The 14,363-nt window shown below is 61.3% G+C and carries 11 protein-coding genes; 8 read left to right on the top strand and 3 right to left on the bottom strand.

The features are described from left to right. The first annotated feature begins 43 nt into the window (after positions 1-43). From BM225_RS00765 to BM225_RS00750, 4 genes are read left to right on the top strand one after another with little or no spacing between them, the layout of a single operon-like run. Positions 44-913: a formate dehydrogenase accessory sulfurtransferase FdhD gene (locus BM225_RS00765; RefSeq protein ID WP_072706049.1), complete on the top strand. Its 870-nt coding sequence runs from the start codon at positions 44-46 to the stop codon at positions 911-913. Next, on the top strand, positions 906-1,514 hold the full coding sequence (gene mobA / locus BM225_RS00760) for a molybdenum cofactor guanylyltransferase MobA (protein ID WP_072706048.1): 609 nt from the start codon (positions 906-908) through the stop codon (positions 1,512-1,514). Before BM225_RS00765 ends, mobA begins: the two co-directional genes overlap by 8 nt. Next, positions 1,511-2,002: a molybdopterin-guanine dinucleotide biosynthesis protein B gene (gene mobB, locus BM225_RS00755; protein WP_072706047.1), complete on the top strand. Its 492-nt coding sequence runs from the start codon at positions 1,511-1,513 to the stop codon at positions 2,000-2,002. Before mobA ends, mobB begins: the two co-directional genes overlap by 4 nt. Positions 2,003-2,004: 2 nt before the next feature. Further along, positions 2,005-4,086, top strand: coding sequence for a molybdopterin-binding protein (locus BM225_RS00750; protein ID WP_072706046.1), 2,082 nt, complete (start codon positions 2,005-2,007; stop codon positions 4,084-4,086). Here the strand turns inward: BM225_RS00750 and BM225_RS00745 are convergent. Beyond that, complete coding sequence (locus tag BM225_RS00745) at positions 4,083-4,310, bottom strand: sulfurtransferase TusA family protein (RefSeq protein WP_072706045.1); 228 nt, start codon at positions 4,308-4,310, stop codon at positions 4,083-4,085. The genes BM225_RS00750 and BM225_RS00745 overlap by 4 nt on opposite strands. Before the next feature lie 161 nt (positions 4,311-4,471). Here BM225_RS00745 and BM225_RS00740 point away from each other — a divergent pair, with 161 nt between their 5' ends. Both BM225_RS00740 and fdhF read left to right on the top strand, forming a co-directional pair. After that, a complete protein-coding gene (locus tag BM225_RS00740) occupies positions 4,472-6,163 on the top strand; it encodes an NAD(P)H-dependent oxidoreductase subunit E (RefSeq protein WP_092463652.1) in 1,692 nt (563 codons plus the stop codon). 2 nt (positions 6,164-6,165) lie between these two features. Beyond that, on the top strand, positions 6,166-8,934 hold the full coding sequence (gene fdhF / locus BM225_RS00735) for a formate dehydrogenase subunit alpha (protein WP_072706043.1): 2,769 nt from the start codon (positions 6,166-6,168) through the stop codon (positions 8,932-8,934). Positions 8,935-9,027: 93 nt separating this feature from the next. On the opposite strand, the gene BM225_RS00730 is transcribed toward fdhF, so the two are convergent. Both BM225_RS00730 and BM225_RS00725 read right to left on the bottom strand, forming a co-directional pair. Further along, the gene (locus BM225_RS00730; RefSeq protein ID WP_072706042.1) at positions 9,028-10,719 is read right to left on the bottom strand and encodes a methyl-accepting chemotaxis protein; all 1,692 of its coding nucleotides are present in this window, start codon (positions 10,717-10,719) and stop codon (positions 9,028-9,030) included. A 264-nt stretch (positions 10,720-10,983) separates the two neighbouring features. After that, positions 10,984-11,892 (bottom strand): LysR family transcriptional regulator, encoded by a 909-nt coding sequence (locus BM225_RS00725; protein WP_072706041.1) that lies wholly within the window; start codon positions 11,890-11,892, stop codon positions 10,984-10,986. 169 nt (positions 11,893-12,061) lie between these two features. Between BM225_RS00725 and BM225_RS00720 the strand changes: the two genes are divergently transcribed. Then, positions 12,062-13,297 (top strand): aromatic ring-hydroxylating oxygenase subunit alpha, encoded by a 1,236-nt coding sequence (locus BM225_RS00720; protein ID WP_072706040.1) that lies wholly within the window; start codon positions 12,062-12,064, stop codon positions 13,295-13,297. A 3-nt stretch (positions 13,298-13,300) separates the two neighbouring features. Beyond that, positions 13,301-14,362 (top strand): FAD-binding oxidoreductase, encoded by a 1,062-nt coding sequence (locus tag BM225_RS00715; protein WP_072706039.1) that lies wholly within the window; start codon positions 13,301-13,303, stop codon positions 14,360-14,362. Position 14,363: the final 1 nt, after the last annotated feature.

Below are 14,363 nucleotides of genomic sequence, written 5' to 3'. Positions count from 1 at the left end.
CCGAAATCAAAAAAAGCAACCACTTGCTGCGGAACCTCGCCCAATGGACCACGATCCCATACTGCCGAACCCATCGGACCCGCGCCTCACGCGGCGCGTGACGGGGCACGATCACACAGGGGCCGAGGTCGACGTCTCGGTCGTCGAGGAACGCCCCCTGACCATCTATCTCAACAGTCAGGAAATCGTCACCGCCATGACCATCGGGGACTACCCCGAATATTTGGCGCTGGGGTTCCTGCGCAATCAAGGGATGCTGCGGGACGACGACGTGGTCACCGGTATCGACTACGAAGAAGATATCGAAACGGTCGTGGTCCGCACCACCCGCCAGACCAGCTACGAAGAGAAGGTCAAGAAAAAGACCCGTACTTCTGGCTGCGCCGTGGGCACTGTGTTCGGTGACATGATGGAGGGGCTCGAGGGGCTGACCCTGCCTGCAACCCCTGTCCGCACCTCTTGGCTGTACTCACTGGCCAAAGAGATCAACACCACCCCCTCCCTCTATTTGGAGGCTGGCGCGATCCACGGCACAGTCCTATGCTGCGGCGACAAGCCCTTGGTGTACATGGAGGATGTGGGCCGACACAACGCCGTCGACAAAATCTCGGGCTACATGTTCCAGCACGGCGTCTCGCCTGATGACAAAATCCTGTACACCACGGGCCGCCTGACCTCTGAAATGGTGATCAAGACTGCGATGATGGGCATTCCGGTGCTGGCGTCGCGCTCTGGCTTCACCGCGTGGGGGGTGGAAATCGCCCGCCAAGTCGGTCTGACCGTGATTGGCCGCATGCGGGGTCAGCGCTTTGTCTGCCTATCGGGCGAGGAACGCCTGATCCGCGACGCCGATGTCTCTGCCGTGGGCGACGAGGGTCGCAAGCACCGCCGCAAGGGAGCAGATCATGACTAAGCCCCCCGCAGTGATCCTTGCTGGCGGCAAAGCGACCCGTATGGGCGGCGGCGACAAGGGTCTGCGCACCATCGGCGGCAAGCCCCTGCTGGACCACGTGCTGGACCGTATGCGCCCTCAGTCCGGCCCGATCGCCCTGAACGCCAACGGAGATCCCGCGCGGTTTACGGACTACGACTTGCCTGTGCTGCCTGATACCTTGCCCGACCACCCCGGTCCCTTGGCGGGCGTTCTCGCGGGCCTTGACTGGGCCGCTGCAAATGGACACGAGGCGATCGTGACCGCCGCCGCCGATACGCCCTTTTTCCCCGCCGATCTGGTGGACCGCCTACAGCAGGCCGCTGGCCCGAGTGGCCTCGCCCTTGCCGCCACCCGCGAAGGCGAGAAAATCTGGCGTCAGCCGACCTTTGGCCTCTGGCCTGTGGCCCTGCGGGATGACCTGCGCGACGACCTGCAAAACGGGCTCCGCAAGATCGTGATGTGGACCGATCAGCACGACGCGGGCCTTGCCATTTTTGACACCGATCCTGTTGATCCCTTTTTCAACGTTAACACCCCCGACGACATTACCGAGGCCGAACGCCTCTTGGAGGCCTTGTGAAAGTTTACGGCGTAACCGGTTGGAAGAATTCTGGAAAAACCGGATTGATGGAGCGTCTCGTGGCCGAATTCACCGCCCGAGGGTACCGTGTCTCGACCATCAAGCACGCCCATCACACCACTGATGTGGACCAACCGGGCCGCGACAGTTTCCGCCACCGAGAGGCCGGCGCGACCGAAGTCATGCTCGCCTCGCCTAACCGCTGGGCCCTGATGCACGAGCTGCGGGACGAGGGCGAGCCGCCCCTCCACGAGCTCTTGGCGCGCATGTCCCCCGTGGACCTGATCCTGATCGAAGGCTTCAAACGCGACGCCCACCCAAAGGTCGAGTGCGTGCGCGCCGAAACGGGCCGCGCGCCGCTTGCGACCGACAGCACGACGATCCGCGCGATTGCGACCGACACACCCTTGGACATCGACAAGCCCCAGTTCGACCTGAACGACACCGCGGCAATCGCCGACTTTATCGCCGCTGAAACAGGGCTGTAACCATGTTTGACCGCATCGCCATTTTGGACTGGTCCGCCGCCGGAACGCCGAAAACCGGCAAGGACAGTATCTGGCTGGCGATTGCGGATGGCTCTGGCGTGCGGTCCGAGAACATCCCCACGCGGATGCAGGCTGAAGAGCGCCTAAGCGCGCTACTGGCCGAGGGCGACCGTCTGCTGATCGGCGTGGATTTTTCGCTGTCATTTCCTGCTGCGGCTTTGGAACGGCTGGGGGTGGATGCTGCCGGACTATGGCGCCATCTTGCGACCAACCACACGGACACGGCGAAAAACCTGTCTAATTACCGGCACGTGGCGGCCGAACTGAACCAACGTCTCGAGGGCGACGGTCCCTTTTGGGGCAATGGAGCAAAGGCAGACACACCGCATTTGCCGCGCACCAAGCCCGCCAGCGCTCTGCCCGAATGGCGCGCCTGCGAAGAGGTTGCGCAAGCCAATGGACTAAACCCGAAATCCTGCTGGCAACTGGCTGGTGCGGGCGCGGTCGGGGCGCAATCCTTGACCGGAATGCCCATGGTCTACCGCTTGCGCGAACAGGGCGCGACCGTCTGGCCGTTTGACCCGATCAGCCGCGTGACCATCGCCGAGGTCTACCCTTCGATCCTAAGCGCTGAGGTCCGCGCGCACCTGTCCCGACATCCTGATATGGTGCTCGATCAGGCTCAGGTCGAACTACTGGCGCAAGCCTTGTGGGTGCTGAATGCGGGCGGAACGCTGCCCCCTTTGTTCGATGTGGAGCCGACCAAAGAGGGCCATATCCTTGGCCTGAACCACGAACTCGCCCTGCGTGCGGCGGAGCCCTCTGCCATCCTGCCGCCCCGCCTACGGAACGACTGTTTCGCCATGCCCCAAGGGGTGAACTGGGTGCCCGTCGACGCCGCCTTGGACAAGCTGAAACAGGCGCTCCATCCGATAAAGGGCGTCGAGACAATCAACAGCCACAAGGCACAGGGCTGCATTCTGGCCGCTGATGCTGTGGCTCGCAGATCCAACCCGCCCCGTCCAAATTCCGCCGTGGACGGTTACGGGTTCGCGCACGAGGCCACGAGCGATGGCCCGCAAAAATTGCCGCTGCTTCAGGGCCGCGCTGCCGCCGGTCAACCCTTCGATGGCGCTGTGCCCCATGGCGCAGCAGTTCGCATCCTGACGGGCGCAATCCTGCCCGATGGCGTAGACACGGTGGTGCTGGAGGAAGACTGCGCCCTCGACGGGGCCTCTGTGATCTTTGACGGGCCGGTCAAGCCCCGCGCCAACACGCGAAAAGCGGGCGAGGATGTGGAATCGGGCCAAACCGCCATCCGTGCGGGCCATGTTCTACGCGCACCGGATATCGCGCTGCTGTCCGCGCTCGGGATCGCCGATGTGCAGGTCTATGAGCCTCTTCGTGTCGGTGTTCTGTCCACGGGAGACGAGCTTATCGCCCGCCCCGATATGGACGCCCTGCCCCACCAGATTTTCGACGCAAATCGCCCGATGCTTCTCAGCCTGCTGAACGGATGGGGGTACGCCCCCGTCGATCTGGGCCACTGCGAGGACGACCCAAAACTGATCGAACGCACTCTGGACAGAGCGAACGTCGATGTCATCCTGACCTCTGGCGGCGCCTCTGCAGGGGATGAGGATCACGTCTCGCATCTGCTACGGACCAAGGGCACCCTATCCAGCTGGCGCATTGCCCTGAAACCGGGTCGCCCCTTGGCGCTGGCGATGTGGGACGGCACCCCCGTGTTTGGCTTGCCCGGGAACCCCGTGGCGGCGCTGGTCTGTGCGCTGGTCTTTGCCCGCCCCGCCCTATCCCTGATGGCGGGCAGCGGATGGGCAGAGCCTGTGGGCTTTACCGTCCCCGCGGCTTTTGAAAAGCACAAGAAAGCAGGCCGCCGAGAATACCTGCGAGCGCGGCTGAACGACCAAGGCAAGGCAGAGGCGTTCAAGTCCGAAGGGTCAGGCCGGATCAGCGGCCTGTCATGGGCCGACGGGCTGGTGGAACTGCCCGATGAGGCCGCAGAAATCACCCACGGCACGCCGGTCAGATACATTCCCTATGCGATGCTCGGCCTGCGTTAGGCCTTGCGGATCAGGTAGATCTGGCTCTCGCCCTCGTCCGACTGGCTGATCAGTTCATTCCCGCTCTCGAAACAGAAATGCGGTACGTCAATTACGGCCGCCGGATCAGTTGCAACCAGACGCAGAACCTGACCAGACTCCATGCCCTTTAGGCGCTTGCGTGCCTTCAAAACAGGCAGCGGGCACAAAAGTCCGATCGCATCAATTTCTTCGTTCCATTCCATGAGTGTCGATTTAGGGCCCACTTATGTCGGTGTCCATCTTTATATCGCCGCCGATATGATAGTGTGCGCATGCAAACTCCAAATAAATTGTGAGTTGATTTTCTGCCCCCATTTGTGGGCACTTGCGTCGGAAACCCACCGGCTTCGGGAAGGCAAATTAGATGGCTCTGGATCACAAAGACGTCCCGTGGACGTCAGGCCGCAGCGGCAAGAAGGGACGCGCCCACACCAAGGGGCGTCCGCTGGATGAACAAGCATGGACCGAGGTCAAGGATCTCTTGGGGGACCGCCCCCGCCGCCGTGACCTGCTGATCGAGCATCTACACCTGATTCAGGATCGCTATGGCCACCTGTCCGCGCCCCATCTGCGCGCATTGGCCGAGGAGATGCGCCTGTCCATGGCCGAGGTTTGGGAGGTGGCCAGCTTCTATGCGCACTTCGATCTGGTCAAAGAGGGCGAAACCCCGCCCCCAGATTTGACCATCCGCGTGTGCGACTCCTTGTCCTGCGAACTGGCCGGATCAGAGGCTCTGATCACCGCGCTGGAGTCCGGCATGGACCCCGCCAAGGTCCGCGTGCTGCGCGCACCTTGTATGGGCCGCTGTGACACCGCACCGGTTGTCGAACTGGGCCACCGCCATGTGGACAATGCCACCCCTGCCCTGATCGAAGACGTCATCGCTGGCGGCGACTTCCATCCCATCATGCCTGAATACGAAGACCTGACCGCCTACCAAGCCCGGGGTGGCTACGACAAGCTGGCCCAGTACCGCGATGGCGGCGATTGGGAACAGGTACAGGACATGCTGCTGTCCGCCGGTCTGCGCGGCCTAGGCGGTGCTGGCTTTCCGTCCGGCAAAAAATGGGGCTTTGTCCGTGCCGAAGCAGGCCCCCGTTATCTGGCTGTGAACGGGGACGAAGGCGAGCCTGGCACTTTCAAAGACCGCTACCATCTGGAGCGCGAGCCGCATGTCTTTCTTGAGGGGATGCTGATCGCCGCGTGGGCCGTCGAGGCGGATAAATGCTTTATCTACATGCGCGACGAATACCCCTCCGTGCTGAAGCTGCTGCGCAAAGAGATCGCCGCGCTGGAAGAGGCTGGCATCGTAGAGGCTGGCTATATCGACCTGCGCCGCGGCGCAGGCGCCTATATCTGTGGCGAAGAAAGCGCGATGATCGAGAGCATCGAAGGTAAGCGCGGCATTCCCCGCCTGCGTCCGCCGTACGTGGCGCAGGTCGGAATCTTTGACCGCCCAACGCTGGTGCATAACGTCGAAACCCTGCACTGGGTGGCCATGATCTGCCGCGAAGGTCCCGAGGTCATGAACACCGTGGTCCACAACGAACGCACCGGCCTGCGGAACTACTCAGTCTCTGGCCGCGTCGCAAATCCGGGCGTCTACCTGCTGCCCGCCGGCTCGACCATTCTAGACATCATCGCCGCCGCTGGTGGCATGGCCGAGGGGCACACCTTCAAAGCCTACCAGCCCGGTGGCCCTTCTTCGGGTCTGCTGCCCGCGCATATGAACGACGTGCCGCTCGACTTTGACACGCTGCAACCCCACGGCACCTTTATCGGGTCCGCCGCTGTGGTCGTTCTGTCGGATCAGGACAGCGCTCGCGATGCCGCCCTGAACATGCTCCGGTTCTTTGAATCCGAAAGCTGCGGCCAGTGCACCCCCTGCCGCGTTGGCTGCGAAAAGGCCGTGAAGCTGATGCAGGCCGACACATGGGACCGCGAACTTCTGACCGATCTGTGCGAGGTCATGACCGACGCGTCGATCTGCGGCCTCGGCCAAGCGGCCCCCAACCCCATCAAGCTAGTGATGCAACATTTCAGCGAGGAGGTGTGATCATGGACGGCAACAACATCGAACAGGTCACCTTTACCCTCGACGGCGAACAAGTCACCGCCGTGGATGGCGAAACCATCTGGGAGGTCGCGCAGCGCCACGGCAAAACCATCCCGCACCTGTGCCACAAGCCCCAGACCGGCTACCGCCCCGACGGCAACTGCCGCGCTTGTGTGGTCGAGATTGATGGCGAGCGGACCTTGGCTGCGTCCTGCTGCCGAAACCCGTCGAACGGCATGACGGTTAAGACCGAGAGCGAGCGCGCGGTCAAATCCCGCGCTATGGTGATGGAACTGCTGCTGGCCGACCAGCCAGAGCGCGAGGCCGCCCATGACGCGGGCAGCCACCTGTGGGACATGGCTGACGCACAAGGCGTGACCGAGAGCCGTTTTCCGACACTGGATGTGGACCGCATCCCCCTGCTTGATGACAGCCATGTGGCCATGCGCGTCAACCTTGATGCCTGCATCCAGTGCGGTCTCTGCGTGCGGGCCTGCCGCGAAGTGCAGGTGAACGATGTGATCGGCATGGGCGGCCGTGGGCACGACGCCTTTCCCGTGTTCGATCTGGACGACGATATGGGCGCCAGTTCCTGTGTGGCCTGCGGTGAATGCGTGCAGGCCTGCCCAACGGGCGCGCTCATGCCCTCGACCGTTCTCGACGCGGACCAGCAGGGCGATAGCACCGATTACGACAACGAAGTGCAGTCCGTCTGCCCTTTCTGCGGGGTCGGCTGTCAGGTCAGCCTGAAGCTCAAGGACGGCAAGGTAAAGTATGTCGAGGGCATCAACGGCCCCGCCAACGAAGGCCGCCTGTGTGTGAAGGGCCGCTTTGGCTACGACTACATCCACCACCCCCACCGCTTGACCAAGCCGCTGATCCGTTTGGAAAACGCGCCCAAAGAGATGGCGGTGGACCCTGCGAACCCCTTTACGCACTTCCGCGAGGCCACGTGGGAAGAGGCGCTGGATGCGGCTGCGAACGGCCTTGGCGGTCTGCGTGACAGCTACGGCGGCCCAAGCGTCGCCGGGTTCGGCAGTGCCAAGTGCACCAACGAAGAGGCCTATCTGTTCCAGAAGCTGATCCGTCAGGGCTTTGGCCACAACAATGTGGACCACTGCACGCGTCTGTGCCACGCCAGTTCCGTGGCCGCGCTGATGGAGAACGTGGGCAGCGGCGCTGTGACCGCGACCTTTAACGAGATCGAGAATGCGGATGTGGCGATCGTCATCGGGGCCAACCCCAGCGAAAACCACCCTGTGGCTGCGACCTACTTCAAGCAGTTCGCCAAGCGCGGCGGCAAGCTGATCATCATGGACCCGCGCGGCACCGCCATGAAGCGCCACGCCGAGCATATGGTCCAGTTCCGCCCCGGCACCGACGTGGCCCTGCTGAATGCGATCATGTGCGTGATCGTCGAAGAAGGTCTGTACGACCAGTCCTACATCGACCAGCACACCGAAAACTGGGAGGCTGAGAAGCAGCACCTTGCTGGCTTTGCCCCCGAGAAGATGGCCGAGATCTGCGGCATTGATGCCCAGACCATCCGTACCGTGGCCCGTGATTTTGCATCGGCCGAGGCAGGTATGATCTTCTGGGGCATGGGCGTGTCGCAGCACATCCACGGCACGGACAACTCGCGCTGCCTGATTTCGCTGGCGCTTATGACCGGCAACGTGGGCAAACCGGGCGCTGGTCTGCACCCCCTGCGCGGTCAGAACAACGTTCAGGGCGCGTCCGATGCGGGCCTGATCCCCATGTTCCTGCCCGACTATCAGGACGTGACCGACGACAAAATTCGCGGCCATTTCAATAAAATCTGGGGAACCGATGACTTCAGTAACCAAAAGGGTCTGACCGTCACCGAAATCCTTGATGGCGTCCACGCGGGCGAGATTAAGGGCATGTATGTGCTGGGGGAAAACCCCGCCATGTCCGATCCCGACGTGACCCACGCCCGCGAGGCGCTGGCCAAGCTGGAGTGTCTGGTCGTTCAAGACATCTTCCTGACGGAAACGGCGAACTATGCGGATGTGGTCCTGCCCGCTGCAGCGTTCTACGAAAAGAACGGCACGGTCACGAACACCAACCGTCAGGTTCAGATGGGCCGCGCGGCTGCGACGCCTCCGGGTGAGGCGCGCGAGGATTGGGCGATCACCGTGGCCTTGGCGCAGAAGCTGGGGCTCGACTGGACCTACACCCACCCCAGTCAGGTCTTTGCCGAGATGAAAGAGGGGATGCCCAGCCTCGACAACATCACGTGGGATCGTCTGGAAGGCGAGAATGCCGTCACCTACCCGTCCCTGTCGCCCGAAGACCCCGGTCAGGCGATTGTGTTTGGCGACGAATTCCCGCGGGCGGGCGGACGGGCGAAGTTTACGCCTGCCGACGTGATCCCGCCGGACGAGGCCCCCGATGCCGACTACCCGATGATCATGACCACGGGCCGCCAGCTAGAGCATTGGCACACAGGCTCGATGACCCGCCGCAGCACCGTTCTAGACGCGATCGAGCCAGAGGCGAACTGCTCGCTCCACCCGTCCACCCTGCGCAAGCTGGGGGTTCAGGTCGGTGACAAGGTCAAGCTGGAAACCCGCCGTGGCAGCATCACCCTGCTGGCCCGAGAGGACCGTGCGGTGTCGCCTGACATGGTGTTTGTGCCCTTTGCCTATGTGGAAGCTGCGGCCAACGTGCTGACCAACCCTGCGCTTGATCCCTATGGTAAAATCCCGGAGTTCAAGTTCGCAGCGGTCAAGGTATCGGCGCTCTAACCCGCGCCGACATTCTGAAAATAAAAAGGCAGCGCAGGATGGGGGTCCTGCGCTGCCTTGTCTTGACTGCTCCCGATAAAGTGGGGGTCGGGATCAGCCGAGATTGAATTCGAAGGTTTCTTTCTTTTTGCCTTCGGGTTTGTGCACGGTGCCGTCATCCGCAACGAAATCTGCATCCGCGTGGGTCTCGTGGGTCAGTGTCGGTGCGGGGACGTCAGCAACCGGCGCGACATCGGCCACCTTGTCACTGGCGCGCATCCATGCGGCACCTTCCGAGATTTCATCGTCTTCGCCTGTGCGGAAGAACGAGATGGTATCGGCAAGCTGCTCTGCCTGACTGGAGAGTTCGGTCGCAGCCGAGGACATCTCCTCGGAGGCCGAGCTGGTCGACTGGGTGATGCGGTCCAGTTCCTGCACAGAGCCTGAGATGTTCTGCGACCCGTTCGCCAGTTCACGCGAAGCCTGAGAAATCTGGGTCACCAGCTCCGACGTCCGGCCAATGTCAGGCACCAGATCCTCGAGCATTTTGCCTGCCGCAGCAGCGGACTGGACGGTGTTGGCCGACAGAGCAGAAATTTCCGAGGCCGCCTTCTGGCTGTTCTCGGCCAGCTTGCGCACCTCAGAGGCCACAACCGCAAAACCGCGACCATGTTCACCAGCGCGGGCCGCTTCAACCGCTGCGTTCAGAGCCAACAGGTCGGTCTGACGGGCGATTTCCTGCACCACGTTGATACGCTCTGCAATGGCGCGCATCGCTTTGACCGCATCCCCGACCACTTTGCCGGATTCCGCTGCGTCGTTCGCCGACTTCACAGCAATCTCTTCGGTCAGGCTCGCGTTTTCCGAGGTGCTGGCAATATTGCCAGACATCTGCTCGACCGCGCTCGACACACGCTCGGTCGAAGCTGCCTGAGTGGTGGAGTCGGTCGCCAGCGATTCCGAAGTCGAAGCCATCTGGTTCGCACCAGCCGCCACGTTGCGAGCGGCAGAGGCAACGTTGCCCACAGTGCTCCGCAGCTTCAGGACCATGTCATTCTGTGCGTGCAGCACATCACCCACTTCGTCGTTGCGCTTGAAGGTCGCAATCGCACGAAGATCGCCTTCGGACACACTCCGTGCTTGGGCAACAGCTTTGCGCAGACCGCGGGTGAGCGATGTGATAATGAAGAAGGCGCAGATCGTGCCGACCAGAATGCTGGCAATGCCGACAGAGACAAGCAGAAGGCGGGCACGTTCATACAGCGCTTGCGACGCAGCAACGGCCTCTTCCATGTGATCCAGCAGGTGACCACGGATCTCTTCGGTGATCTCAACAACGTCATCAGTCGCCGATTTGGCCGCGTTGTGGAAATTGATATTCGCCATGCCGTCGCCCTGAAGCTCGTACCCGATGGTGGCGTTGTTCACCACCATGGCAGCGTCGTGCGCAGTCATCAGATCGCGGTACAGCTCGGCCTCTTCGGCATCAGCGTCTGCAGCCAATTCCTCTAGGTTCAAAACCATCGTATCGGACAGGGCTGTGATCTCGTTTTGCAGAGCGATGATGCGCTCTTCGCCAGTGCCGTCCAAGCCAACCAGGGCTTCACCTACTTTGGCGCGGATTCCGATTTCGGCCTCTGCGATGACACTGATGGCGCGAATATCGACTTCCTGATCTTCCATGATGTGACTGAAAGACGTGTTCACGCGTTGAAAGTCATTCAGAGCGAGCGTCAAAGAACCCGCAGACATCGCGAACACCGCCCCGAAGGTTAGGATGAGTTTAGACTTTAAAGTGAAGCGCATGGCAGTCCCTGATAAAAGGTGGCGCCCTGCTGTATCCCCCATGAATACAGGCCCTGCTGCCACAGTTTCAGCGACAATAAACTGCTTACAAATGCCCGCGTAGTAGCCCCACGGCAAAGGGATGCCAAACCTATACCACATGACGTACCGGCTCGACTCTCGGCGATAGGGCTAAAGTCTTATTATGTTTGATGTCTCTGGCACTTTGCTGCGCTGCAAAATCGCCTTTTCACCTTTATTTTCTAGGGCTTTCGAGCCGCAAACCTATCCAAAGGCGCTTTGCCGCATGGTCAGAGGTTGTGTAAGCCAGTCTGCCAGCCGGTTTGCTGACGGGGGCGCATCAGGATGTATCCGAACGTAGAAGTCTTTGGGAGTGGCGATTCCCTCGGGCACGAGGGGCACCAATTTACCGGTTGCCATCCGGTCGCCAAGGAGTTCGGTCCAGCCCAGAACAGCCCCCATATCATCCTGCGCAGCCCCGAGCGCGACCACGTAGTTGTTCACCCAAAACCCCCGCCCCTCTTCGTAGTCGGTATTCAGGGCTTCGAACCAGTCCGACCACTTGGTCCAATCCCGATCTTCGGCCGTCAGATGGATCAGGGGAACGTGCGCCAGATCATCGAGCGTTTCGATTCGGTTCTGCTCTTTGAACGCGGGACTGCCCAAAGCCAGGATTTGGCCGTTGAACAGAGGCCGAATGCTGTCGGGCACGTCGTCTGGCAGGGGGCCATATTCGATACTCAGGTCACAATTGCTGGTGGCAACAGGCTCGTCACTGACGTGTTGCGATACAATGGTTTCAGGGTGATGCTTCCAAAACGTCGCGAGCCGCGGGGTCAACCACAGGGCGCTGACGGCGGTGCTGGCGTGGACGACCACATCGGTCCGCTCGGCGCGAATGCGCAGCTGGCTGACAGAGTCAGAGATTCCCTCGAACCCACGCTGCACTGCGATGAATAAATAAGCGCCACTCTCACTTAATTCGACACCGCGATGATGCCTTCGGAACAGTTGGCGCCCCAGATCCCGCTCCAGTCCCTTGATCTGATGCGACACGGCGGCAGGGGTCACATTCAGCTCTGCTGCAGCCAATTTGAAGCTCTGATGTCTCGCCGCCGACTCAAAACAGGCCAAAGACGTCATCGAGGGCATGTCGTAGGGGCGTTTTGCCATAAACCATCTGTTCCAAAATACGGGAATGTGCATGCCTGTCAGGGCCCTGACAAAGCTACAGATGAATTCAATTCACCTCAAGCTGAGAATTATTGGCGTTGTCTTGGAGACAGGATGTGAAAAACGGTCACTCCATAATACAGGTTTATCCGCACACAGGACCCCTCCCATGGACGGCTCTCTCAACATCACCGACCTGCTGGCCCGTCGCCGCTCCGGTTATTCGCTCGAACGCCCGTTTTACACCGCACCAGAGATTTTCGATCTGGACATGCAGAACATCTTTTACCGCGAGTGGCTGTTCGCCATCCCTGCGGCGCAGCTGACCAAAGGTGGCAGCTATGTGGTGCACACCGTCGGCGACTACAGCGTCATCATCATCCGCGGTCAGGACGGCGTGATCCGCGCAATGCACAACTCTTGCCGCCATCGCGGCTCTGTTCTGTGCAAGGTTGCCTCGGGCCACGTGCCCAAGTTGGTCTGCCCCTACCACCAGTGGACCTACGAGCTGGACGGCAAGCTGCTGTACGCCCGCGATATGGGCGCGGATTTCGACGCCAGCCAGCACGGGCTGAAGCCGGTGCACTGCCGCGAACTCTGCGGTCTGGTCTATATCTGTCTGGCAGACGAAGCGCCTGATTTCGACGAGTTCGCTGCTGTTGCCCGCCCCTATCTGGAAGTGCACGACCTGACCGATGCAAAAGTCGCCCACGTGTCGAGCATCACTGAGAATGGCAACTGGAAACTGGTCTGGGAAAACAACCGCGAGTGCTATCACTGCAGCGGCAACCACCCTTCTTTGTGCCGGTCGTTCCCGCTGGATCCCGACGTCGCAGGCATCTTGCCCGACGGCAGCGTTCCCCCGCGTCTGCAAGCCCACTATGACCGTTGCGAGGCCGCAGGAGCGCCATCGCAGTTCAAAATCTCGGACAATGGCCAGTACCGTCTGGCACGTCAGCCCCTGCAAGAGGGCGCAGTCAGCTACACCATGGACACCAAACCAGCTGTGGCCAAAAATCTGGGCCGCGTCGCGCTGCAAGATGCGGGCACGCTGCTGAAGTTCCACTACCCCACAACGTGGAACCACTTCCTGCCGGATCACTCGATCACCTTCCGCGTGACGCCTGTCAGCCCCACCGAGACCCAAGTCACGACCACATGGCTGGTGCACAAAGATGCGGTCGAAGGTGTTGATTACGACCTGAAGCGCCTGACCGAGGTTTGGGAGCACACCAACGACGAAGACCGCGTTGTGGTTGAAAACAACCAAAAGGGCATCAACTCGCCCGTTTACCAACCCGGTCCCTACTCGCCGATCGAAGAGACAGGCGTGGCGCAGTTCGTCGATTGGTACGCCGAAACGCTGGAGCGTTCCCTGACCCCCACCCGACTGGCAGCGGAGTAATCTATGGCCCTTCCCGACAAACCGACATTCTGGACGGATAAAGAGCCCCTTGAGTGCGTCTCGGTCTTGGCCGAGACCCGCGATGTGGTCACGTTCTGCTTCCAAGCACCCTCGGGCGCACTGTTCCGCTTTGATCCGGGCCAGTTCCTGACCTTGGAACTGCCGGTACCGGGGGGGCCGCTCTATCGGACTTACACCATCTCGTCTTCGCCCTCGCGCCCCATGTCGATCACGGTCACGGTCAAAGCGCAGGACAACTCCATCGGCACCCGCTGGATGCTGGACAATCTGACCGTGGGCACACAGGTCAAAGCGACCGGCCCCGGCGGAACATTTACCAACGCGGGCAAGCCGGACGGCAAGCTGCTGTTCATCTCGGCGGGCACAGGCATCACTCCGATGATGTCAATGACGACCTATCTGTACGACTTGGGGCGCGACCCTGACATCGTCTTTGTAAACTGCGCGCGCCGCCCGTCGGACATCATCTTCCGCGAGCGGCTAGAGCACATGGCCAGCCGTGCCAACGGCATCGACCTGAAATGGGTTGTGTCCGGATCGGACCGTTATCGCCCTTGGACCGGCTACCAAGGCCGCTTCAACCAGCTGATGTTGGGTCTGATGGCCCCCGACTATCTGGAACGGGACGTGTATTGCTGTGGCCCAGAAGCCTTCATGACCTCTGTTCGCGAGGCATTGGCCGGTCTGGGCTTCGACATGTCGCGCTATTTCCAAGAGAGCTTCCATGCGCCTCTGCCCGAGGTCGAGGATGTCCCCGAGGACGCCGTCCCCGAAGAGGACGCGAAGTCCGAAATCGTCTTTGTCGGATCCGGCGAGCGCGTCAAATGCCAAGAGACAGACACCGTGCTGGCCGTCGCCCGTCAGGCGGGGCACAACATTCCATCGGGCTGTAGCTTTGGCGTGTGTGGCACCTGCAAGACCAAGAAGGTCTCTGGCGATGTGCACATGGTCCACAACGGCGGCATCACTGAAGAGGACATCGCAGAGGGCTACATTCTGGCCTGCTGTTCACATCCAATCGGAACGGTGGAGATCGAAGCCTAAG

This window comes from Donghicola eburneus (assembly GCF_900115865.1).
Lineage (GTDB): Bacteria > Pseudomonadota > Alphaproteobacteria > Rhodobacterales > Rhodobacteraceae > Donghicola > Donghicola eburneus.
This window is presented reverse-complemented; position numbering and strand designations above follow the sequence as displayed.

Excerpts from the sequence above, each read along its gene's own strand:
- BM225_RS00715 (WP_072706039.1), top strand. The coding sequence starts at position 13,301 with ATGGCCCTTCCCGACAAACCGACATTCTGGACGGATAAAGAGCCCCTT.
- BM225_RS00730 (WP_072706042.1), bottom strand. The coding sequence starts at position 10,719 with ATGCGCTTCACTTTAAAGTCTAAACTCATCCTAACCTTCGGGGCGGTG.
- BM225_RS00720 (WP_072706040.1), top strand. The coding sequence starts at position 12,062 with ATGGACGGCTCTCTCAACATCACCGACCTGCTGGCCCGTCGCCGCTCC.
- BM225_RS00745 (WP_072706045.1), bottom strand. The coding sequence starts at position 4,310 with ATGGAATGGAACGAAGAAATTGATGCGATCGGACTTTTGTGCCCGCTG.
- BM225_RS00740 (WP_092463652.1), top strand. The coding sequence starts at position 4,472 with ATGGCTCTGGATCACAAAGACGTCCCGTGGACGTCAGGCCGCAGCGGC.
- fdhF (WP_072706043.1), top strand. The coding sequence starts at position 6,166 with ATGGACGGCAACAACATCGAACAGGTCACCTTTACCCTCGACGGCGAA.
- mobA (WP_072706048.1), top strand. The coding sequence starts at position 906 with ATGACTAAGCCCCCCGCAGTGATCCTTGCTGGCGGCAAAGCGACCCGT.
- BM225_RS00725 (WP_072706041.1), bottom strand. The coding sequence starts at position 11,892 with ATGGCAAAACGCCCCTACGACATGCCCTCGATGACGTCTTTGGCCTGT.
- BM225_RS00750 (WP_072706046.1), top strand. The coding sequence starts at position 2,005 with ATGTTTGACCGCATCGCCATTTTGGACTGGTCCGCCGCCGGAACGCCG.
- BM225_RS00765 (WP_072706049.1), top strand. The coding sequence starts at position 44 with ATGGACCACGATCCCATACTGCCGAACCCATCGGACCCGCGCCTCACG.